Annotated in this window: 15 protein-coding genes; 9 read left to right on the forward strand and 6 right to left on the reverse strand. The window is 61.8% G+C overall.

Going from position 1 to position 22137, the window contains the following annotated elements; translation table 11 throughout:
* Positions 1-62 precede the first annotated feature (62 nt).
* Entirely contained in the window at positions 63-1322 is a 1260-nt protein-coding gene (locus AB8A33_RS12020; RefSeq protein ID WP_439092970.1) for a GGDEF domain-containing protein, read from the reverse strand.
* A gap of 233 nt (positions 1323-1555) precedes the next feature.
* Between AB8A33_RS12020 and AB8A33_RS12025 the strand changes: the two genes are divergently transcribed.
* Together AB8A33_RS12025 and AB8A33_RS12030 are read left to right on the forward strand one after the other, a co-directional pair.
* Positions 1556-2569, forward strand: a complete 1014-nt coding sequence (locus AB8A33_RS12025; RefSeq protein ID WP_439092971.1) for an adenylate/guanylate cyclase domain-containing protein — start codon at positions 1556-1558, stop codon at positions 2567-2569.
* Positions 2570-2680: 111 nt separating this feature from the next.
* Positions 2681-3808, forward strand: coding sequence for a patatin-like phospholipase family protein (locus AB8A33_RS12030; protein WP_439092973.1), 1128 nt, complete (start codon positions 2681-2683; stop codon positions 3806-3808).
* A 190-nt stretch (positions 3809-3998) separates the two neighbouring features.
* Here AB8A33_RS12030 and AB8A33_RS12035 read toward each other — a convergent pair whose 3' ends face one another.
* The 4 genes from AB8A33_RS12035 to AB8A33_RS12050 all read right to left on the reverse strand — a co-directional run bounded on the left by AB8A33_RS12035 (position 3999) and on the right by AB8A33_RS12050 (position 8464).
* Positions 3999-5258, reverse strand: coding sequence for an ATP-binding protein (locus tag AB8A33_RS12035; RefSeq protein ID WP_439092974.1), 1260 nt, complete (start codon positions 5256-5258; stop codon positions 3999-4001).
* On the reverse strand, positions 5255-6079 hold the full coding sequence (locus AB8A33_RS12040) for a response regulator (RefSeq protein ID WP_439092975.1): 825 nt from the start codon (positions 6077-6079) through the stop codon (positions 5255-5257). Before AB8A33_RS12040 ends, AB8A33_RS12035 begins: the two co-directional genes overlap by 4 nt.
* A 6-nt stretch (positions 6080-6085) precedes the next feature.
* Positions 6086-6934: a DUF3313 family protein gene (locus AB8A33_RS12045; RefSeq protein WP_439092976.1), complete on the reverse strand. Its 849-nt coding sequence runs from the start codon at positions 6932-6934 to the stop codon at positions 6086-6088.
* A 114-nt stretch (positions 6935-7048) separates the two neighbouring features.
* Entirely contained in the window at positions 7049-8464 is a 1416-nt protein-coding gene (locus AB8A33_RS12050) for a M48 family metalloprotease (RefSeq protein WP_439092978.1), read from the reverse strand.
* Positions 8465-8575: 111 nt separating this feature from the next.
* On the opposite strand from AB8A33_RS12050, the gene AB8A33_RS12055 reads away from it, so the two are divergent.
* The 3 genes from AB8A33_RS12055 to AB8A33_RS12065 all read left to right on the forward strand — a co-directional run bounded on the left by AB8A33_RS12055 (position 8576) and on the right by AB8A33_RS12065 (position 11863).
* Positions 8576-9778 (forward strand): pyridoxal phosphate-dependent aminotransferase, encoded by a 1203-nt coding sequence (locus tag AB8A33_RS12055; protein WP_439092979.1) that lies wholly within the window; start codon positions 8576-8578, stop codon positions 9776-9778.
* Positions 9779-9795: 17 nt separating this feature from the next.
* Positions 9796-10404 carry a biotin transporter BioY gene (locus tag AB8A33_RS12060; RefSeq protein WP_439092980.1) on the forward strand — a complete coding sequence of 203 codons (609 nt, stop codon included), beginning with the start codon at positions 9796-9798 and terminating at the stop codon, positions 10402-10404.
* Between the two features lie 118 nt (positions 10405-10522).
* Entirely contained in the window at positions 10523-11863 is a 1341-nt protein-coding gene (locus AB8A33_RS12065; protein WP_439092982.1) for a dicarboxylate/amino acid:cation symporter, read from the forward strand.
* 76 nt (positions 11864-11939) lie between these two features.
* Here the strand turns inward: AB8A33_RS12065 and AB8A33_RS12070 are convergent, their stop codons facing one another.
* The gene (locus AB8A33_RS12070) at positions 11940-15116 is read right to left on the reverse strand and encodes an Rne/Rng family ribonuclease (protein ID WP_439092983.1); all 3177 of its coding nucleotides are present in this window, start codon (positions 15114-15116) and stop codon (positions 11940-11942) included.
* 700 nt (positions 15117-15816) lie between these two features.
* On the opposite strand from AB8A33_RS12070, the gene AB8A33_RS12075 reads away from it, so the two are divergent.
* The 4 genes from AB8A33_RS12075 to AB8A33_RS12090 all read left to right on the forward strand — a co-directional run bounded on the left by AB8A33_RS12075 (position 15817) and on the right by AB8A33_RS12090 (position 21976).
* Positions 15817-17115 (forward strand): N-acetylmuramoyl-L-alanine amidase, encoded by a 1299-nt coding sequence (locus AB8A33_RS12075; protein WP_439092984.1) that lies wholly within the window; start codon positions 15817-15819, stop codon positions 17113-17115.
* Between the two features lie 246 nt (positions 17116-17361).
* Positions 17362-19854, forward strand: coding sequence for a penicillin-binding protein 1A (locus AB8A33_RS12080; protein WP_439092985.1), 2493 nt, complete (start codon positions 17362-17364; stop codon positions 19852-19854).
* Between the two features lie 108 nt (positions 19855-19962).
* A protein-coding gene (gene prfB / locus AB8A33_RS12085) for a peptide chain release factor 2 (RefSeq protein ID WP_120289384.1) occupies positions 19963-21094 on the forward strand; the annotation gives its coding sequence in 2 pieces (ribosomal slippage) (positions 19963-20031 and positions 20033-21094; 1131 coding nt in all).
* Positions 21095-21097: 3 nt separating this feature from the next.
* Complete coding sequence (locus AB8A33_RS12090) at positions 21098-21976, forward strand: NAD(P)-dependent oxidoreductase (RefSeq protein ID WP_439092986.1); 879 nt, start codon at positions 21098-21100, stop codon at positions 21974-21976.
* Positions 21977-22137 lie beyond the last annotated feature (161 nt).

A 22137-nucleotide genomic window follows, 5' to 3' on the forward strand; every position in this document is an offset into this window, starting at 1 on the left:
AGGGCGAAATACGCGTTATTTGTGAAGGCGGTCACGCGCAATTCATCGTGGTGTCGGAGGCCTCAAAAGCCGGAATGATGATGATCCGGTCCGGTCATTGCAGTCAAAGCATGGGGCGCCGGCAATGAGGTGCCTTCGATGTCGTCGTCGAGGTCTGGCGCGAGCGGTGGCGCGGGCTCGTAGAGCACGACCCGGTTCTTGCCCTCATGTTTGGCCCGGTAGAGCGCATGGTCGGCGGCTGCCATCAATCGTTCAGGGGAGGCAGCGAGGTCGGTGGACCACTGCGCAACGCCGATAGAGGCTGACAGTGTCCGCGCCGCGCGTCCGCCATGGCCAAATTGTCGCGGGCAGGCCGCCAGCACGCGCCGCGCGATCTCGCCCGCCTGGTGCAGGTCGGTGTCGGGAAGCACGATACAGAATTCGTCACCCCCGCATCGGGCCAGCGTATCGCCCGGGCGGAGCTGGCTTTGCGCGGCCTGCGCGAACTGCCTCAGGCAGTCATCGCCGGCGCTGTGACCGAAACCGTCATTGACTGCCTTGAAGCCATCGAGGTCGATAGCCAGCAGCGTGAATGGCCGCACCGTACGCCGGGCCAGCGCACATTCCTCGTCCAGTCGCTGCAGAAGCCGCCTGCGATTGCCGGCACCGGTGAGGTCGTCGATCAACGCCAGTTCGGCAGCATCGCCGCGCAGGCGGTCGATGGCCATCATCAGCAATCCGTAATTCCACGTCATCGCGAGGAATGCCACTGCCAGCATGAAGCCGGCCTGCACTGCGTCAAGCGTCACGATCGTCGGTTCGCTGCCGCCCAGATGAAGTAATGCGGCGATTGCGCGGAGCGCGAAGGCACCGAGCAACAGGATCGAGAAATAGCCGGCCATCCGCGCGCCGTGATTGCTGCGCGGATGGTCGCGCGACAACAGCAGCGGCAAGGTCAGTGCAACGGGAATGCCTTGTCCCAGAGAATAGACGACGACGCGCATTGCATAATTGTCGAGGACCAATCTAAAAAACAGGAAGGCCGCCAGGCACGACGCCACCACCACGGCGGAGGTGATCCAGGATGTCGGTCGGTCGTAGAAGCGCCGGATGCCAGCTTCCGACAGGCAGAAGCCGAGAACCGTCATCTGGGCCGCGAGCACCAGGCCGGCGGGATTGGGAAACAGCAGCCCGAGGGCAGGGCCGCAACTGGCGCTCAGCGCGGCCACGCTCCAGTAGCGTGCCGGGACGAAATTCGGATAGCAATGTGCCACATAGGCCCAGACGAGCCCCGAGGATAGGAAGTTGGCGAGCGTGAACCAGAAGATGGTCGTGGTGCTCATCGCCGGATGCTTCTCATGCGCACGGCGCGGCTCCCCGCGGTCCTGTCATTTACAAGCTGCATTGGTCTCCCCGCCGGACGCGATGAGCGCATCCATTCTCGCTAAATGCGACCTGTTCCGTTAACGGAACCTGACCGCTGGCGACGAGAAACCGAAAGTGGTTGTAAAATGATAAATATCATATCGCCGCGCGCGGGCGATGTGGGACAGGGGCGGCACCGGTGGGAGGGATCATGAACGCCAGACTTGAACGGAAACTCAGGGTCCTAGCGACGATTGTTGCCGCTGGCGGCGTTGCGGGCGTGGCGTTCAGTGCCACCCACGATCTGCCGATCCTGCCCGGGTGCGTCATTGGATTAGTGATCAGCACGGTTCTGGTCGGCTTCGAAATCATGGTGGCCGATGGTCCGATCCGGAACTGGCTGAGCGGTCGCTCATTCACCGCGAACCTCCTGATCAAGAGCGCGTTCTATGCTGCAGTGATTCTGGCAGTGCAATGGTTTCGGCTTGCGGATGTGCTGATCGGGCGAACGGTCGAGATCGCGGAGGATACGTTCTGGTCGAGCCTCGTCTACTCCGTCGTCGTCTCCATCGTCTTCAATCTGGTTCTGGCAATCACCAACCTCGTCGGCGGGCGCGCGTTGCTGAACTTCTTCACCGGGCGCTATCACGCGCCGGTTGAGGAAGAGCGTTTCGTCCTGTTCGTGGATATTGCGGGCTCGACCAGCCTGGCCGAGCAACTTGGCGGCGTCGGTATCCATCGTTTCCTCGATCGGACTTTTCGCCTGTTATCGCTCCCGGTCGTCGACTATCGCGGCGAGGTGCTCGCCTATGTCGGCGACGAAATGATCGTGACCTGGCCGAAGCGAGACGGTGCGGTCGATTGCCGTCCGTTGCGCTGTTTTATGGCCATGCGCGACGAACTGGCGCGCAAAGCGGGGCAGTTTGAGCGCGAGTTTGGCACAGCGCCCCGCATTCGCGGCAGCCTGCATTTCGGGCCGGTAATCATCGGCGAAATCGGCGACGTCAAACGCGCGATCGTCTTCAATGGCGACGTCATGAACACCGCCTCGCGGCTGGAAGAGCTCAGTCGTGGTGTAGAGGGCGGCTTTGTCGCATCGAAGGCGGCGATGGATTGCTTTGCCTCGGCACCGCCATTCACGGTCAGCGCACTCGGTCATCTTCCCATTCGTGGACGTGTGGATGGAATTGTAGCATTCGGTTTGCAGCCGCCGCGCGCAACATAATGAAATAAACGCGCAAACAAATGGCAAATCAAACGTGCAAGAGTTTCCGGACATGGAAACCTGCATGGCCCAATTCTCAAGATTTACTTTGATCGTTGCGGAGCGCGTGTGATGCCTCGCGCGACGCTGCCCATCATTTGCACGGCACTGCTGCTGTCGGCCTGTGCGTCGCTGCCGCGTGCACCGCTGATCGCAAGCGCGCGAGCGACGATCCCGCAGATTCCGTTGGCCAGGATATCGCCCGACGAAGGCTATCGCATCTTTGCGGGATCGCGGCGCGGTGCCGCACCGCTCGCCATCCTTGCCTTGTCCGGCGGCGGCGCTGACGGCTCCTATGGCGCAGGATTCCTGAAGGGCTGGTCCGACTCCGGGCTGCGCCCCGAGTTCGATGTTGTCACCGGCTCCAGCGTCGGCGCCCTGATTGCGCCATTCGCGTTTCTCGGCCCGGGCTATGACGGCCGTCTCGAAGCGATCTTCACCAGCGGCGCTACTGAAAATCTGATGCGTATCGCGGGGATCAACGCCGTTGTCGGATCTGGCGTCTTCAAGGCGGGGCCGATGAAAGACCTCATCTCGAAATATGCCGATGATCGGATCATCGATGCGGTCGGCGCACGGTATCGCAAGGGCAAGATGCTCATCGTGGCCACCACGAACCTCGACACCCAAGGGACGACGCTCTGGAACATGGGGGAGATCGCAAGCAGCGATAGTCCTGGCCGCTATGAGTTGTTCCGGAATGTTCTCGCTGCGTCAGCCGCTATCCCCGGGATTTTCCCGCCGGCCTTGATCGCCGTCGAGTCCGGCGGAAACATGTATTCCGAGATGCATGTCGATGGCGGCGTGACGTCGAATATTCTGGCTGTGCCGGAAAGCGTGTTGACGGCCCATGCGGGATCGCTGGCTACGAAGTCTCGGGTCTTCGTGATCGTTAACGGCAAGCTGTCGCCCGACGCCTCCTATACATCGGATCTGACGCTTTCGATCGTAGCGCGCTCGTTTCAGACCTCGGTGAAGGCCAATACGCGCAATGCGATGATCGCGACATATGATTTCTGCAAACGCAACAACTGGGATTTCAAAGCAACGGCCATCGACGCGGGCAAGCTCACCACGAGCGATCCGATCAATTTCGATACCGATTATATGAAAGAGCTCTATGCCTACGGTCGCGCCAAGGGCGGTTCGGCCAGTGGATTTCAATCGAACCTGGAAGGGTTGAAGGGGCAGGGTAGCTAGATGTGTCGCATCGCTCCAACAGTGTATCTGGAAGACTCCCGAATACGGATAATCGTTCGGCGCCTCTGGTCTCGCACAAAAGACATCGCGTTCCTGAGCGTGGAGATCGCGTATTATCCGCTGCTCGTCTTCGGGATCGCGATGATCTTGTGGTCAGGCTGATCGCGTGGTCGCATGGCGCGTGTGTGGGTCAGGCTGCGACCGATGATACGTTCGCGATATCGATCTCAATGGAAAGCGTCTGCCTCAACCCGTGAGGCTGCCGGTTCTCGATCTGGAGCGTGCCTCCCTGCCGTTCGACAATTTCCTTGGCGATGGCCAGGCCGAGCCCGGCGCCGGGAATTGGCTGGCGGCGGGCGGGGTCGACGCGAAAGAATGGTTCGAAGGCGCTTGCCAGGAATTGCTCCGGAATACCCGGACCATTGTCGTCGATCATGACGACAGCAAAGCCATCGCGCGCTTGCAGGCTCACGATAGCGCCGCCGCCATGGGTTGCGGCGTTGATGATGAGATTGCGCAAAGCCCGTGTGAGAGCGAGTGGCGAGATCTTGACGCTGGCTTGGTCGAGTTCAGTAACCGTCACCGGCATCTTGATGAGGATCAACTCGTCGCAAATATCTCTGACGAGATCGTTGAGTTCGATGACTTCCGTGCCTTTTCCGACTGTTTCTTCCCGGACAAGCTGAATGGCGCTATCGGCAATGCGATCCATCTCATCGAGGTCGTGCAGCCATTCGGCCCGCTCCTGTTCGTTGAGAAATTCAGCGCGAAGGCGCATGCGAGTCATGGGAGTCCGCAAATCATGTCCGGCGGCAGCCACCAGCCTGATCTTGCTGTCCATCGCCTTTTTCAGGCTCGCACCCATCATGTTCAGGGCCCGGGCGGTCGCCTTGATTTCGGCAGATCCCTCTTCCTTGACGACAGGGAGGATGCCATCCTTGCCCACGGACGTGGCCATGGTCTCCAGGAACTTGAGTTGCTTCGTCGTTTGATGGGCTACCGCCAGCGCCACACCGATGACGCCAACAGTAATCAAAGCCATCCAACCGGCAAGGCCATACCAGACCGTGGGAGGCGGCGTGTGGTTCGGCACCGGCCAGCTCAGCCAACCCGGTCCCATCTTGATGGAAACCCATCTGCGGCCGTCTGGCGTCTGCTTGACGAAACTCTCGAAACCGCTGCGTGCCTTGCGAAACGAGTCTTTGATGAGGACGGTCGGTTCTTCGAGTGTTTTTCCCTCCACCGGTGCGGATTGAAGATGAAAAACGGCATTGTTGTCCTGGAACGTGATGCTGTTGGAAAAAGCCGCAACGCGATCTGAAAGCCCGTCGCGGGCGTTCTGTTCGATGATGTCGATGACCAGCTTCGACATCACGGCGCTGGCCAAGATGACCACGCAAAGAACCGAGCAGACCAGCATCAGGGAAACGCGAAAGCGGATCGAGTTCATGTGTCTGCGCCAATGGTTTCAACGCGTGCCGAGAAAATATAACCGCCGTTGCGCACGGTTTTGATCAATTGAAAGTCGTCGTTGTCGCCCAGCTTCTTGCGCAGCCGGCTCATCAAAACATCGATCGAGCGATCGAACACGTCGTCGGAGCTGCGGTTCGTCAGTTCGATCAGTTGATCCCGGGAGAGCAGGCGGCCCGGCCGTCTGACGAGTACGAGCAACAGTTCAAATTCAGCTGTCGTGAGATCGAACGGCTGCCCGTTTTCGTCCAGCAACTGTCGCGCGCCGGGATGGAGTTTAAATCTGCCGAAGTGATGTTCGAGCACCTGGGAGAGGTGGATATCCTGCGTCACCTTGCGGCGAAGCACTGCGCGGATGCGGGCGAGCAACTCGCGCGGATTGAACGGCTTTCCGAGATAGTCGTCTGCGCCGATTTCGAGGCCGATGATCCGGTCGACATCCTCCTTCAGCGCCGTCAACAAGATGACGGGTATCTCGGAGCCCTCCCGCCGAAGATCGCGGCAGATATCGAGCCCCGATCCATCGGGGAGCAGGACATCGAGAACGATCAGGCTGACCTCGTTGGTCTGCAGCGCTTTCTTCATCGTTCGCTGGTCGGAGGCAATGGATACGCGGTAGCCTTGTTCGGTCAGATAGCGCCCCAGCAGTTTTCGTATTGCAAGATCGTCATCGACGATGAGGATGTGAGACATGGTCTGCATTGGGCGGCATCCGGCTCCAGGCGGTTGTTCGTTCAATGTGGCTGCTAATGTGGTAGCATAGCTGTCTTGGGCGGAGGGACGGCAATCATTGTCATGCATGTCCGGTCATTCCGTCACCGGCATCGCGTCGTCGTTCCATTCGGGAGGTGCTCCCATCTTCCCGCCGATGAAGGCGGAAACGCCGGTACGCCCGAAAGCATCACATGCGGCGTATTTGGGCTTTCCTCCAAAGGCCGAATTCACGCGCTGCATACTGGGCGCGGACAGCTTCTTGTCGAACGGATTTTCGCCGGTAATGAGGAGCTTGCTGAAATCTGCGCCGAACTCGCCCGCTAGATCGTAGGCATCGCCGGATGCCGCAACGCGCGGCGTGCTCGTCAACATATCGGCATCGCGGGCCCAGACGAATGCCGCTTTCTGCTGGCCTTGTACGTCGCGGGCTTCCGCCTCAACCGAGAGGCCGCCCATGCCGTAGGGGATCCGGGGCACGACGATGGGAAATCCGGCGCTTATGAACATCGGTGCGGCGGAGGCAACCTTGGCGGCTCCGGCGACATTCGGATCGGTGACGGTCACACGCGTCACGGTGACATGCACCGTCAGGTCGGCGGGCTGTCCCGACGGGACCACGTTGAAGCGGTCACTCAGTCCGATGCAGACCGAGCGGTCGACAGCATTCGCAATGACGCGACGTTGCTTGTCGGTGAGGGCGGCTCGAGATGCGGCATGAGAGAAGGACGTGGGTACGATGCTGACGCTCCTGGCCGCCAGGACACCGGCCTTGTCGACGCGCATCTTGGATTTGGTGGTGATGCCGTCGGCCGGCGCGAGATCGTTATACGAGGCAAGAGACCCTGATGTCTCCAGTTGGGCCGTAGCGCATCCAGCGACAGTTGCTGTCAGAGCGTGCAGGCATATCATTTTCAACACGAGGTTGATCGTGTTCGTGCGCATCGAGATGTCCCCCAAGAGTTCGGGACAATGCGTAGTGAGACAAATTGTCAGCTAGATTGCCAAAGATTACGGATCAGCCGCCATTTGTTGCAGAACATTGCAGAGGGAGTCGCGCTAGTTCTTGCCCGGCATTTTCGCGGCGATGATGTCATCGGCTTTCACCCAGCCGGGCGTCCCCACTGCAAACCGTGCCTTGGCGCGTGATGCCAGATCGCGGGCGGTCTTGTTGTCGCCGCGCAGGAAGGCGGCCTGGGCCGAGGCAAGGTCGGCCTCTGCGAGTTCGCCCTTGCGGCCATAGGCCATGGCGAGCTGCATATAGCCGGCAGGCGCTTCGTTTTCGCGCGCGACGGCCGTTTTCAGGATGCGGATCGCCTCGTCGGTGTAGGCCTTGTTGTCGGAGGCGACCAGCGCCTGGCCGAGCATCATCTCGATCAGCGGCGCGTTGTTGGAGAGCTGCACCGCGCGGCGTAGCGGCGCGATGGCCTCGTTGGGTTTGCCGCCTTCGAGTAGCGCCTGGCCGCGCAACTCGTAGAAATATGGATTGTTGGGCTGCACCTTGATCAGCGCATCGATCTGCTCGACGGCCACGCGCAGATCGCCATGGCGATAGGTGGCGATGGCGCGGGCATATTGCGCGGGCAGGCTGGTGTCGGATGGCGGATAGCGCCGCAGCACCGTGTCGCGTTGCTCCATGAAGCCGGCGGTCTTGGCGCGCATTAATTCGTGGCGCAGAAGGAGCGCCGGATCATCCTTCTTGTCCCAATAGGGACTCGACTTCGCAAGCTCCTCAAGGGCGGCAACGCGCTCCCGAGGCATCGGATGCGACATCATATACGGGTCGCTTCCGCGCGCTGCGAACAGACTGTCGGCGCCGAAGCGCTGGAACGTCTCATACATGCCTTTGGACGACTGGCCGGTCTGGTTCAGGAATTTGACACCGGCACGGTCGGCGTTTTCTTCCTGCTGGCGCTGATAGGACAGCATCGTATTCATCATCATTGCCTGCGGCGCGGTGACCGCTGCGGCACCAATATTGCCGGCAGCGCCATTGGAGTTGCCGCCGCGCGCGCCGGCCGCCATGGCGCCGACGCCGAGCAGCATTGCCACAATCATCTGGGTCTGCGCCTGCGCCATGCGCTCGCGCAGCTTCGACAGATGGCCGCCGGCGAGATGGCCAGTCTCGTGGGCGAGCACGCCGATCAGCTGGTTCGGCGTCTGCGACTGCATCAGCGCGCCGTGATTGACGAAGATGCGGCGACCGTCAGCGACAAAGGCGTTGAAGCTGGCGTTGTTGATGATGACAATCTGGATGTTCTGCTTTTCGAGGCCTGCGGCGCGCAGGATCGGGCGCGTATAGTCACGCAGCAGCTGTTCGATCTCAGCGTCGCGCAGCAGGCGGGGGGCACCGCCTTGCTGCGCATGGGCGGCCATCGGCGTCAGCGTCAATGCCGCCGCGGTCAGCAGCGTGGTCAGCTTCGAGAACAATCGAGATGCAGCCCTTTTTGGCTGCAGCGGCAGGTCTTTCATCATTGGCCGGGGTTCGGATTCGATATAAGCCCTAACAAGTCAAATATTGCGGCGGGAGCGCGGCGTTGCTCCCATGCCGTAACGTGCACGACGCCGCGCAGATAGCAGATTTTTATGCCAGATACGATCCTCAAGGCCCGGGCACACAGCCTTCTTGCGGCGTCCGGACGCAGCGACGTTCCCCCGTTCATGGTGATGGACGTGATGGCCGCCGCGGCGCAGATCGAGGCGGCTGGCGGGCATGTGATTCACATGGAGGTCGGGCAGCCGGCAGCGCCCGCGCCGAAGGTGGCCATTGAGGCTGCGCAGGCCGCACTGGCGCACGGGCGGATTGAATATACCGCTGCGCTTGGCACGCCGTCGCTGCGCGCGCGGATCTCCAGGCATTATCGCGACGTCTATGGCTGCACGGTCGATCCGGAGCAGATCGTGGTGACCACCGGCTCCTCCGGCGCGTTCATTCTGTCCTTCCTGGCCCTGTTCGAGCCCTGCGACCGCGTCGCCGTCACCGTGCCTGGCTATCCGCCGTATCGGCACATCCTCACCGCACTGGGTTGCGAGCCGGTGCTGATCGAGACCCATGCCGACAAACGCCATGCCCTGACCGCCAAGGATCTGCTCGCCGCGCATCGCGAAAAGCCGCTGAAGGGCGTGCTGGTCGCTAGCCCGGCCAATCCCACCGGCACCATGATGTCGCGCGAAGCGCTGACCAGCCTGATCCACGCGGCCGATGATGCGGGCATTCGCTTCATCTCCGACGAAATCTATCACGGCCTCGACTATGCATTCCCGGCAGTGACCGCGGCCGAGCTATCGCCGAACGCGCTGGTCATCAATTCGTTCTCGAAATACTTTTGCATGACCGGCTGGCGCGTCGGCTGGATGGTTGTGCCGAAGCCGCTGGTGCGGTCCATGGAGCGGTTGCAGCAGAACCTGTCGATCTCGGTGCCGACGCTGTCGCAGATTGCGGCAGAGGCGGCGTTCGACGGTCATGCGCAGATGGAAGACATCAAGCATGGCTATCAGGAGAACCGCCGCATCCTGACCGCAGGATTGCCGCAAGCCGGCCTCACGGACTTCCTGCCGGCCGATGGCGCCTTCTATCTCTATGCAGATGTGTCGAAATTCACGAATGACAGCTTCGATTTCGCCAAGCAGATGCTGGAACAGGCGCATGTCGCCGCAACGCCCGGCAGCGACTTCGATCCGATCCACGGCAAGTCCTATATTCGCTTCTCCTATGCGAGCTCGACCGAAGACATGCATGAGGCGGTCGCGCGGATCAGCAAATGGCTCGGGCAGGGCGGCCCGAAGTGACGGAGCCTGTCTTGTCGATGGATTCCTCTGTCTCGAACCCGCGCCACGTCTCGATCGCCAGTGTGTGGTGGCCAAGCCGCGGTGAGGGCCTTGCCGCTGCGCGCCGTGCCGCGGTGCTGGCAGCTTTTGGCGTCGCGTTGCTGGCGGTTTCGGCGAAGATCAATCTGCCACTGCCATATGTGCCGATGACCCTGCAGACGCTGGTCGTTTTGATGATCGGCGCCGTCTATGGCTGGCGCCTCGGCACGTTGACGATCATCGCCTATCTCGCCGTCGGCGCATTGGGATTGCCGGTGTTCGCCGGGCCCGTTGGCGGTCTCAAACCGCTCACAGGGGCCACGGCCGGCTTCCTGTCCGGCTTCGTCGTTGCTTCGTTCATTACCGGCTGGTTCAGCGAACGCGGATGGGATCGCTCGATGGTTCGCCTGTTCGTTGCCATGGCTATCGGCCACATCGTGATCATGGCCATGGGCTTTGCCTGGCTGGCTTACGGCATGAAGCTCGGCGTCGAGAAAGCGTGGCTGGTGGGCGTGATGCCGTTCCTGGCGGGCGCGCTGGTGAAGAACACATTGGGCGCGATCCTGGTACCCGTCCTGCGCGGAATGGTTGATCGCCGGTATCGCTGAACGCCTAGCGCGATATTTGTTCGTTAATCGCCCAAGTAATTCCGCGTGGCGGCTTGCAAGAGGCCGCCCATGTGACTAATGACCGCGGCAGTAAAAATGCTCAGGGAGTTGAAGCGGAATGTCTGCGGTAACGGCAACGGCCAGTCCGGGAGCAGCTGCTCCGGCCAAAAAGCCCTGGTACAAGGTTCTCTATATTCAGGTGCTGATCGCTATCGTGATCGGTGTGCTGGTTGGGTGGCTGGAGCCTCAGTTCGCCACCAATGAATGGATCAAGGCGCTCGGCGACGGCTTCATCAAGCTGATCAAGATGGTCATCGCGCCGATCATCTTCTGTACCGTGGTATCTGGCATTGCCCATATCCAGGACGCCAAGAAGGTCGGCCGCGTCGGCATCAAGGCGTTGGTCTATTTCGAGATCGTCTCGACCTTCGCGCTGATCCTTGGCCTTGTGATGGGCAACCTGTTCCAGGTCGGCCATGGCCTGGTGACCAAGACCGAAGGCAGCGCGGGCGCAGTCGCCAACTACGTCAAACAGGCCGAAGCAACGAAGTCGGTCGATTTCGTGCTCAACATCATTCCCGACAGCGTCGTCGGCGCCTTCGCCAAGGGCGACATCCTGCAGGTGCTGTTGTTCGCGATCCTGTTCGGTTTCGCGCTGATGGCGCTGGGCGAGCGCGGCCACAGGCTGCGCGACATGATTGATGAGACATCGCATGCCGTGTTCGGCGTGATCGCCATCGTCATGAAGGCGGCCCCCCTCGGCGCATTCGGCGCGATGGCCTACACCATTGGCAAGTTCGGCCCGGCGGCGCTCACCAACCTGTTGAGCCTGATCGTGCTGTTCTACGCGACTGCAGCACTGTTCGTGGTGATCGTGCTCGGCATCATTGCCCGCATCGTCGGCTTCAACATCTTCAAGTTCATCGTCTACATCAAGGATGAGCTTTTGATCGTGCTCGGCACTTCTTCGTCGGAAAGCGCGTTGCCGCAGCTGATGGAGAAGCTGCAGCGTCTGGGCTGTTCGAAGTCGGTCGTCGGCCTCGTGGTGCCGACCGGCTATTCGTTTAACCTCGACGGCACCAACATCTACATGACTCTGGCGACGCTGTTCATCGCCCAGGCGCTCGGTGTGGATCTGTCGTTCGGCCAGCAGGTGACGATCCTGATCGTGGCGATGCTGACCTCCAAAGGCGCCTCGGGCGTCACCGGCGCTGGCTTCATCACGCTGGCAGCCACGCTGTCGGTGGTCGATCCGCGTCTGGTGCCCGGCATGGCGATCGTGTTCTCGATCGACAAGTTCATGAGCGAGGTTCGCGCGCTCACCAACATCACGGGCAACGGCATTGCTACGGTGTTCGTGTCGTGGTGGGAAGGCGAGCTCGATCACGACACGATGCATGCCAATCTCAACAAGACGATCGATCCGTCGGATGTGGAAACGGCGATTACCACTAACTGATCTGCGACCACATCAAAGGCACTAAAAAAGCCGCCCGGTTTGCCGGGCGGCTTTTTCGTTGTTGCGTTGAAAGCGCTTAGTCGTTGCCGAGGACGCGCGACCACCAGCCAGCCTTGCGGGGCTGGACTTCGGCTGCGGCGGCGGGCGCCGCAGGCGCGGCAACGGGAGCAGGTGCCGGCTCCGGCGCAGCGACAACGGGCGCTGCAGCGGGCTGCGGCTCCGGAGACGAGGAGCCGAAGTTGACCTTCTCGCGGACCGTCGAACGGCGGCGGGCTGCAGCCTTGTCGTCGTCCTGAGGCGCGGCTTCCTGAACCGCAGCCGGAGCAGGAGCGACCGGCGTCGGCTCGAGCGCGGCTGGAGCGAACATCGGCACGGCATCGTGACGGCTCTGTTCGATCTCTGGCTGCGGCGCGACATAGGACGTCTCGACGTCCGGAGCTGCGTGCTGGTTCGGCTGTGCCTCGTTACGCGTGTCCTGACCTTCCAGATCGGCCACAGCATCGCTGGCTTCCGAGGTCTGCGTGGGTCCGAGTTCATCGGAGATCGATCCGGCCAGACCTTCGTCGTTACCACCACGCCGGCGGCGTCCGCCGCGACGGCCACGGCGACGCGGGCGACGCTCGCCATCGGCCGGCTGGTCGGCACGGGCTTCACGGGGCTGATCGTCGGCCTCGTCGTCTTCACCTTCGCTGTCGTCGCCAACGGTTTCGACGTTGCCTTCGACTGCGCCTTCAGCAGCGTTCTGGAACTCGCTGTCCTCACGACCGGGAGCGCCGCCTTCGCGGGCTTCGCCAGCACGACCACGACGGCGCCGACGGCGCTTGCGCTTGCGGCCATCGCCATCTGCATCGCCAGCGGCGCTTTCACCCGAGGTCTCGTCGTCGGTGAGACCTTCGGTCTCCTCGGTTTCGATTTCGGCTTCCGTCTCGAACAGGTCTTCGTCGTCGAATGGTTCTTCTTCCAGCGGGGGCGGGAAGGCTGCGACCTGCGCCGCGAGCAGCGCCTTGGCGGCTTCCAGCGTATGCACCTGTTCGCCGCGGTCGATCACGAAGGACTGCTGACCACTGACATTCGGATCGGCGATGACGGCGAGCGTCACCTTGAAGCTGTTTTCGAGATCGCGCAGATGGCCACGTTTGTGATTCAGCACATAGAGCGCAACATCGGTGCGGGTGCGCACGATCAGGTTATGCGTGGCGCCCTTCATCAGGATTTCTTCGAGGCCGCGCAGCAACTGCAGGGCTACTGACGAGACCGAGCGGACGTGACCGCTGCCACCGCAATGCGGGCAGATATCCGTGGAGCTTTCCAGCACGCTGGCGCGGATGCGCTGGCGCGACATTTCGAGCAGGCCAAAATGCGAGATGCGGCCGACCTGGATACGTGCGCGATCCTGCCGCAGACAGTCGCTCATCTTGCGTTCGACAGCGCGGTTGTTGCGCTTCTCGTCCATGTCGATGAAGTCGATCACGATCAGGCCGGCGAGATCGCGTAGACGGAGCTGACGGGCGACTTCTTCGGCGGCCTCGAGATTGGTCTTCAGCGCCGTGTCTTCGATGTGATGCTCGCGGGTCGAACGGCCCGAGTTCACGTCGATCGAAACCAAGGCTTCGGTCTGGTTGATGACGATGTAGCCACCGGAGCGGAGCTGCACGGTCGGCGAGAACATCGCGTCGAGCTGGCTCTCGACGCCCATGCGTGAGAACAGCGGCTGGCCGTCGCGATACTGCTTCACCGCGCGGACGTTGCTCGGCATCAGCATGTGCATGAAGTCGCGCGCTTCCTGATAGCCGGCTTCGCCGGCGACCTGGATCTCGTCGATTTCCTTATTGTAGAGATCGCGCAGCGAGCGCTTGATCAGCGACCCCTCTTCATAGACGAGGGTCGGGGCCTGCGACTTCAGCGTCATGTCGCGGACGGTTTCCCACATCCGGATCAGGTATTCGAAGTCGCGCTTGATTTCCGGCTTGGTGCGCGAGGCACCGGCGGTGCGCAGGATGATCCCCATGCCTTCCGGCACGTCGAGGTCCGACACCACTTCCTTGAGACGCGAACGATCCTGTGCCGAGGTGATCTTGCGGGAGATGCCGCCGCCACGGGCGGTGTTCGGCATCAAGACGGCGTAACGGCCGGCAAGCGACAGGTAGGTGGTCAGTGCAGCGCCCTTGTTGCCGCGCTCTTCCTTGACGACCTGCACCAGCATGACCTGGCGACGCTTGATGACTTCCTGGATCTTGTACTGGCGACGCGGGCGGAAGGCGCGCTCGGGGACTTCCTCGAGAACGTCGTCACCGCCGACGGACTCGACCTGATCCTCTTCGGCTTCTTCCTCGCCGTCTTCTTCGTCTTCCTCGTCGTCGTGTTCGTCGCTGTCAGCGGCAGCGGTGTGCTCGCTTTCGGCACGCTCTTCATGATGAGCGTCCTCGGCATGCGCCGCGTTCTCTTCGGCGTGAGCGGCCTGAATCTGTTCATCGCGCGAATGATCGTCGTGTGCTTCGGCCGCGACTGGCGCCGGCGTTTCCGCCACTGCTTCGACCGGAGTAGACGAGAAGCCTGCCGAAACTGGCTGTTCGGCTACGGGCTCGGATGCAACGACCTCAGAAGCGACGACCTCGGGAGTTGCGGCTTCAGCAGCGACGGTCTCGGACGCGACCGGTGCGGGGGCATGATCGTGGTGATCATGGTCGTGCGCGTGATCGCCTTCGGTATGCTCATGCGCGTGGGTGTGCTCGTGACCGTCATGGTCATGATGGTCGTGATCGGCAGCGTGGTGCCCGTCATCATGGGCATGGCTATGGACCTCGAAGGCCGGATCGCGCGGCTGTTCGGCCTGCGACGGATCGATCGCTGTCGTATCGACAACATCGCTCTGCACCCGTTCGCCACGGTCGCGGCGACGGGAATTGCGATGACGTGAGCGCTTACGATTGGAGCGGTTTTCGGTCTCTTCTTCAGCTTCGCGATGGGCGCGTTCATCCGCCTCTATCAGCGCCTGACGGTCGGCGACCGGGATCTGATAATAATCGGGATGAATTTCGCTGAAAGCGAGAAAGCCGTGGCGGTTGCCACCGTATTCGATGAAGGCGGCCTGCAGCGACGGTTCGACGCGCGTGACCTTGGCGAGGTAGATGTTGCCGCGGAGCTGCTTGCGCTGCGCAGTCTCGAAATCAAACTCTTCGACGCGATTGCCGCGAACCACGACAACCCGGGTCTCTTCCGGGTGAGTCGCATCGATCAACATTTTGTTTGGCATTTGGAGGCTCATGGAGGCGGACGGCGCGCGTGGCGGCAAGCGCGTATCGCGCAGCCGGGTGACGCAACGGTCCACCTGATTCGGGGGTGAGGGGAAGGCCGAAACACAGCCCTGAACGCCGTGCCGATCGCGAGGTCAGTGCGGGGCGACGCGCGAGGCTTGGGCCTCGCATCGGCATAGTTCCCACCTGGGTCTCGGTCGGCATCACAGTCTGGCGCATCAAGCGTCGGCCCGTCTGAACATCTTGGCGGCAAAGGCGCCGCCTTTTGCTGACGTCCGGCGCGCCGCAGGACGCGGTCACCGGCTGTCGCATACTCCGCCCGTAAGGTCGGAATAATCGGTCATGAAGTGTCTAAAGCCGCCCCGGGAGCGAGATAAGGACCTGGGACCGGACACCTCCTGGGCTAAGACCGCCTCTCTGGGCAACCGCGCGCTGCGCTGGTTGTAGAGGGGAGGCCGGAAAACGCTGGATCCACCGATAGATAGTCGGGGGAACGAGCGCTGCACCGGGAGGCTGAACGCGACACAACCGGGAGTTAAACCGTCAGCTCTTCGTACATACGAGGAATGGGGGGGGCATGCAAGGGAAGCGTCACAAGGCTGCAACACTCAGGCTTATTCAATACGATGGGCTTAAGCTTCGGTTAACCCTGCAATCCTATTGGGTTAATGAGGGGCTGCTTCGGAGGCTGTGGATTCGTTGACGAGCCGCGCAAACCACATCGTCAGGCTGGTCACGGTGCTCTTTAGTGCCGGTTTTGGGCTGTTTTGGTGTCCGAATTCCACCTATGCCGCCGGTGAGGCGCCGCGCGCGGAAGTGGAGGGCACTTTGCCCATCGCCTCAGACGTGCGGATTGCTGGCGACGACAAGCAAACCCGTTTCATCCTCGATCTCGACAAGAAGATCCCGCTGCGTGCTTTCGCGCTTGCCGACCCGTATCGGGTGGTCATCGACCTTCCCCAGGTCACCTTCCATCTCGATCCCGGTGCTGGAACGGTATCCCGTGGCCTAATCAAGGCGTTCCGCTACGGGCTGGTGATGCCGGGTGGGTCGCGCATGGTGTTCGATCTGACCGGACCCGCCAAAATTAAGAATTCATATGCGCTCGATCCCGCCAACGGGCAGCCGGCCCGGATGGTGATCGAGCTCGAGTCGGTTGATCGCACCACCTTCGTGCAGGCGCTGGCAGTCGAGAATCGTCCGGATCTACGGCCGGCCGTCGGAGCGGCTGCTGCGGTATCTCCGGTTGCCACCAAGGTAGTCGCGAGCGCCGTGCCTGATGCTGCGCCGGACGCTCGTCCAGTCATCGTAATCGATCCCGGTCATGGCGGCATCGACAATGGCACCCAGGCAGGCGGCGAGAGCGAGAAGGGGATCGTGCTGGGCTTCGGTCTGGCCTTGCGTGACCGTCTGGAGAAGCTTGGCAAATACCGCATCGTGATGACCCGCGCCGACGATACGTTCATTCCCTTAGATGAACGGGTGAAGGTGGCGCGCAACCAGTCGGCTGCTTTGTTCGTCTCCATCCATGCCGACGCATTGCCGCGCGGCGAGGGCGATGCGCAGGGTGCCACTGTTTATACGCTGTCCGACAAAGCCTCCGACGTCGAGGCGGAGCGGCTGGCAGACTCGGAAAATAAGGCTGACGCCATTGCCGGCGTCAATCTGACGGAAGAGCCAACCGACGTTGCAGACATCCTGATCGACCTTGCGCAGCGCGAAACCCGGACCTTCTCGAATCGCTTTGCCCGGCTGGTGGTGGGCGAGATGAAGACCACGGCGCGGATGCACAAGCATCCCCTGAAATCGGCAGGTTTCCGTGTGCTCAAGGCCCCGGACGTCCCCTCGGTGCTGATCGAACTAGGTTACGTGTCCAACAAGGACGATCTCCAGCAACTGATGTCCGAGAACTGGCGCTCCAAGACTGTCGGGGCGGTCGCCAAGGCGATCGACGGGTTCTTCTCCAAGCGGATGGTCTCTGCCGGCCCGGGAAACTGACGACCGGAACTGAAAATGACAAATCTTTCAGTACGAAAGCCCCGGCCTTCAGTATGAAAGCCCTAGTTTGGCCACAGCCGGAGCTCTATAAAAATTTCCGTGTGGCTGTCAGAATCGGTCAAGACTGACGGCCATTTCGGGTTGTCTCCTTGCTGATTTTTGCCGCGGGACTTGTTGCTGACTTCGCGCCCATGGGGGCCGCCGTATGCTATATTGCGGCACAGCGATTGAAACGGATCGTCGATAATGCGTCTGCTGGTGCGGTTTCTGGGTTTCTTGTTCGCTGCAGGAACCGTGGTGTTCCTAGTGGGCGTCGCCGCCACAGCCGGGCTGATCTGGCATTATTCCAAGGACTTGCCGGACTATTCGCAGCTTCAGGATTATGAGCCGCCGGTGATGACGCGCGTCCATGCGGCCGACGGTGCGTTGCTCGGCGAATACTCCAAGGAGCGCCGGCTCTATCTGCCGATTCAGGCCGTGCCGAAGCTCGTGATCAACGCGTTCCTCGCGGCCGAAGACAAGAATTTCTACGAGCACGGCGGCCTCGATTATTCGGGCATGGCGCGCGCGATGGTGCTTTACGCGCAGAACCTTGGCTCCAACCGCAGGCCCCAGGGCGCGTCGACGATCACGCAGCAGGTTGCGAAGAACTTCCTTCTGACCAACGAGGTGTCGTTCACCCGCAAGATCAAGGAAGCCTTGCTGGCGATGCGCATCGAGCGCACCTATTCGAAGGACAAGATCCTCGAACTGTATCTCAATGAAATCTATCTCGGTCTCGGCGCCTATGGCATTGCCGCCGCGTCGCTGGTCTATTTCGACAAGTCGGTGAATGAACTGACCGTCTCGGAAGCTGCGTATCTCGCAGCTTTGCCGAAGGCGCCGTCGTCGCTGCATCCGGTCAAGAACCGCGACCGTGCGATTGAGCGCCGTAACTATGTGGTCGATCGTCTGCTGGAAAACGGCTGGATCAAGCAGGCCGATGCTGACAAGGCGCGCAAGGAGACGCTGAGCGTCACCGGCCGCAACAGTTCGGGTCATATCTTTGCCGGCGAGTATTTTGCCGAGGAAGTCCGCCGCGACATTCTTGAGCGTTACGGCGAAAAGAAGCTCTATGAGGGCGGCCTGTCGGTTCGCACGACGCTTGATCCGAAGATGCAGGTGATGGCCCGCAAGACCATGACTAATGGTCTGATCAATTTCGACGAGATCCGTGGTTGGCGCGGTGCGACCAACAAGATCGATATCTCCGGCGACTGGGGCGTGAAACTTGCCGAAGTGAAGGCGCTGTCCGACATCGCGCCGTGGAAGCTCGCGGTCGTGCTGGATGTCAGCGATCAGTCGGCACGGATCGGCTTTCAGCCGGGCCGTGAACTTGGCGGCGCCGTGCTCAAGGATCGCCAGACCGGCATCCTCACGCTGGACGGCGTGCGCTGGGCCAAACCCGCCGCCGGCCCGACAAAGGGCAAAACACCGACGGCCGTGTCACAGGTTTTGGCCGCGGGCGACGTGATCTATGTCGATCCGCTCACAAACAAGGACGGCTCGGTCGTCGAAGGCCAGTTCCGGCTGCGACAGTATCCGGAAGTGTCCGGCGCCATGGTTGCGATGGATCCTTTGACCGGACGCGTGCTCGCCATGGTCGGCGGCTTCTCGTTCGACCAGAGCCAGTTCAACCGCGCCACGCAGGCCTATCGTCAGCCCGGCTCATCCTTCAAGCCGCTGGTCTATTCGGCGGCGATGGACAATGGCTATACGCCGTCCACCGTCGTGGTCGACGCGCCGATCGAGATCGATCAGGGGCAGGGTGCCGGCGTCTGGCGTCCGGAAAACTATTCGACCGGCAAGTATTATGGCCCAGTGACGCTGCGCAACGCGCTGATGCGCTCGCTGAACACCGTGACCGTGCGGCTGGCGCAGGACGTCGGCATGCCGCTGATCGGCGAATATGCCAAGCGATTCGGCGTCTATGACGAATTGCCGAACTACCTCTCCTATGCGCTCGGCGCCGGTGAAACGACCGTCATGCGGATGGTGACAGCCTATTCGATGTTCGCCAATGGCGGCCGCCGCGTGAAGTCGACGCTGATCGACCGTATTCAGGACCGCTACGGGCATACGATTTTCAAGCATGACCAGCGCGAATGCCGCGGCTGCGACGCGCCGGAAGGCTGGAAGAACCAGGCCGAGCCGCAGCTCGTCGATCGCCGCGAGCAGGTGCTCGACGCCATGACCGCCTACCAGATCACCTCGATGATGGAAGGCGTCGTGCAGGGCGGCACCGCGACCGTGCTCCGCGAAGTCGGCAAGCCGATCGCCGGCAAGACCGGCACCACCAATGACGAGAAGGATGCCTGGTTCATCGGCTTCTCGCCTGACGTCGTGGTCGGTATCTATGTCGGTTACGACAAGCCCAGGAACCTCGGCAACAAGGCCACCGGCGGTGCGCTGGCCGCGCCGATTGCGAAGGACTTCATGAAGCTTGCGCTCGCCGACAAGCCGGCCGTGCCGTTCCGCGTGCCTGCCGGCATCAAGCTGATCCGCGTCGACGCCAAGTCGGGCATGCGCGCCGGACCGGGCGACGGCGGCCGCACCATCCTCGAGGCCTTCAAGCCGGGCACCGCGCCGCCGGACAACTATTCTGTGATCGGTGTCGCCGATGCGGATGGTCGTTCGCTCTCGGTGTCGCCGGAAACCGACCGCAGTTTCATGCGACCGGGAACGGGCGGCCTGTATTGAGGCCCATCTGACCCACACCAAATCCTAGCGGATTGCGCTTTGCCGCGCACGCCGCTACATCCCGATCACCATTCGTATTGCGGCTGATGCCGCCAGATCAGAGTTTCCATGCGCGCTGAAATCGAACGCCTCGTAGAAGAGATCAAGCAGTCAGTCGGGCTGCTGAGGAGGCATCTTTGACGTCGATGCATCCACGGCACGACTGGCTGAGCTGAACGCTCTCGCCGAAGACCCCAATCTCTGGAACGACCCCCAAAAGGCCCAGCGCCTGATGCAGGAGCGCACCTCACTTGAGGACTCGCTTCAAGGCATCGGCAAGGTAACGCGTGAACTCGACGACAACGTCGAGATGATCGAACTCGGCGAGGCCGAGGGCGACCAGAGCGTCGTGACGGAAGCCGAGAATGCGCTCAAGGCGCTGAAGAAAGAGGTCGCGCGCCGCGAGCTGGAAGCGCTGCTGTCCGGTGAAGCGGATCGCTTCGACACCTATCTCGAAGTCCATGCCGGCGCCGGCGGCACCGAGAGCCAGGACTGGGCCTCGATGCTGCTGCGCATGTATACGCGCTGGGCCGAAAAGCACGGTTTCAAGATCGAATATCTCGAAGAGACACAGGGTGAAGAAGCCGGCATCAAATCGGCGACCATCCAGATCTCCGGCCACAACGCCTATGGCTGGCTGAAGACCGAAGGCGGCGTGCATCGTCTGGTGCGTATCTCGCCTTACGACTCCAATGCCCGTCGGCACACGTCGTTCTCGAGCGTCGCGATCTTCCCGGTTGTGGACGACAGCATCAAGATCGACATCAACGAGTCCGATGTGCGTGTCGATACGATGCGTTCGGGCGGCGCGGGCGGTCAGCACGTCAACAAGACGGAGTCGGCGGTGCGTCTCACGCATATTCCGAGCGGCGTGGCCGTGGTCTGTCAGGCCGGCCGTTCGCAGCACAAGAACAAGGCCCAGGCCTGGGACATGCTTCGGGCGCGTCTTTACGAGATCGAGCTGAAGAAGCGCGAAGAGAAGGCTGCTGCCGATCAGGCTGCCAAGACCGATATCGGCTGGGGTCACCAGATCCGTTCCTACGTGCTGCAGCCCTATCAGATGGTGAAGGACCTGCGCACCGGCGTGCAGACGTCGGACACCTCAGGCGTGCTCGACGGCGATCTTGACGAGTTCATGGCGGCGACGCTGGCGCAGCGCGCCTTCGGCACGTCGCCAGGCGCAATCGACGACGTAGACTAACCCATGCCCCATGTTGCGTTCATCGGTTTGGGACGCATGGGGCGCGGCATGGCCGGCTGCTATCTCGAAGCCGGTTTCAGCGTTGCCGTCTGGAATCGCAGCAGGGCGAAAGCAGAAGATCTGATCGCACGTGGCGCACGCTGGGCAGCTTCGCCGGCGGATGCAGCCGAAGGCGCCGACGCCATCGTCACGATGGTCGCCGATGACGAGGCTTCACAGACTGTGTGGCTCGGCACCGATGGTGCCGGGCGAACCGCGGAGGCGGGCGCGCTGGCGATCGAATGTTCGACAGTGTCGCACCAGCACGCGCTCGACCTTGCCAGGGCGCTGCAGGATCGCGGCCTGATCTATATTGATAGTCCGGTCACCGGTCTGCCGGATGCGGCTGCGAGCGGCAAACTCACGCTGCTGGTCGGCGCGGATACTGCGGACCTCGACAAGGCCCGGTCGTTCCTGGGGCCGATCGGATCGACGATCCGGCATTTCGGCCCCGTCGGATCGGGTACGGTTTACAAGCTGATCAACAACCTGATGGGCGCAATCCATATCGCTGGGCTCGCCGAAGGTCTGGCCATTGCAGAACATGCCGGGCTGGACATGAAGCTGGTGCTGGAGTCCATCGCGAGCGGCGTCGCGGCAAGCCCGCAGGTGCTGCGACATGCGCCGCGGATGGTGGCCCGCGATTATTCAGGTGCATCCTTCACCGCTGCACTGCGCCATAAGGATGCGGCCTATGCTGTGAGATTGGCGGAGCAGCTTTTGCGGGCCAGGCCCCTGATCGGCGCGGCGGCTGTTGAAGCCTATGAAAAGGCAAAGGCTTTCGCGCCCGACGGTGACGAAGCCAAAATGATCGAGCTCATCTCGCAACCGAGAGACGGCTGAGCAAGCTAACCGCCCGCCAAAGTCTGCGGCGTCTTGAAACAGTCGCGTCGCTGCGCGGCCGCTTCCGTTCTTCTTGTCACCCGATATCATCCCCATGCCGGAACTCAATATCCGGCGCTGGCTTATCCCGACGCCGCATATCGCGGTGTCACGAATTCAAC

Origin of the sequence: Tardiphaga sp. 813_E8_N1_3 (genome assembly GCF_051811025.1) — a bacterium.
Classification (GTDB): domain Bacteria; phylum Pseudomonadota; class Alphaproteobacteria; order Rhizobiales; family Xanthobacteraceae; genus Tardiphaga.

Excerpts from the sequence above, each read along its gene's own strand:
- AB8A33_RS12020 (WP_439092970.1), bottom strand. The coding sequence starts at position 1,322 with ATGAGCACCACGACCATCTTCTGGTTCACGCTCGCCAACTTCCTATCC.
- AB8A33_RS12025 (WP_439092971.1), top strand. The coding sequence starts at position 1,556 with ATGAACGCCAGACTTGAACGGAAACTCAGGGTCCTAGCGACGATTGTT.
- AB8A33_RS12030 (WP_439092973.1), top strand. The coding sequence starts at position 2,681 with ATGCCTCGCGCGACGCTGCCCATCATTTGCACGGCACTGCTGCTGTCG.
- AB8A33_RS12035 (WP_439092974.1), bottom strand. The coding sequence starts at position 5,258 with ATGAACTCGATCCGCTTTCGCGTTTCCCTGATGCTGGTCTGCTCGGTT.
- AB8A33_RS12040 (WP_439092975.1), bottom strand. The coding sequence starts at position 6,079 with ATGCATGACAATGATTGCCGTCCCTCCGCCCAAGACAGCTATGCTACC.
- AB8A33_RS12045 (WP_439092976.1), bottom strand. The coding sequence starts at position 6,934 with ATGCGCACGAACACGATCAACCTCGTGTTGAAAATGATATGCCTGCAC.
- AB8A33_RS12050 (WP_439092978.1), bottom strand. The coding sequence starts at position 8,464 with ATGATGAAAGACCTGCCGCTGCAGCCAAAAAGGGCTGCATCTCGATTG.
- AB8A33_RS12055 (WP_439092979.1), top strand. The coding sequence starts at position 8,576 with ATGCCAGATACGATCCTCAAGGCCCGGGCACACAGCCTTCTTGCGGCG.
- AB8A33_RS12060 (WP_439092980.1), top strand. The coding sequence starts at position 9,796 with ATGGATTCCTCTGTCTCGAACCCGCGCCACGTCTCGATCGCCAGTGTG.
- AB8A33_RS12065 (WP_439092982.1), top strand. The coding sequence starts at position 10,523 with ATGTCTGCGGTAACGGCAACGGCCAGTCCGGGAGCAGCTGCTCCGGCC.
- AB8A33_RS12070 (WP_439092983.1), bottom strand. The coding sequence starts at position 15,116 with ATGCCAAACAAAATGTTGATCGATGCGACTCACCCGGAAGAGACCCGG.
- AB8A33_RS12080 (WP_439092985.1), top strand. The coding sequence starts at position 17,362 with ATGCGTCTGCTGGTGCGGTTTCTGGGTTTCTTGTTCGCTGCAGGAACC.
- AB8A33_RS12090 (WP_439092986.1), top strand. The coding sequence starts at position 21,098 with ATGCCCCATGTTGCGTTCATCGGTTTGGGACGCATGGGGCGCGGCATG.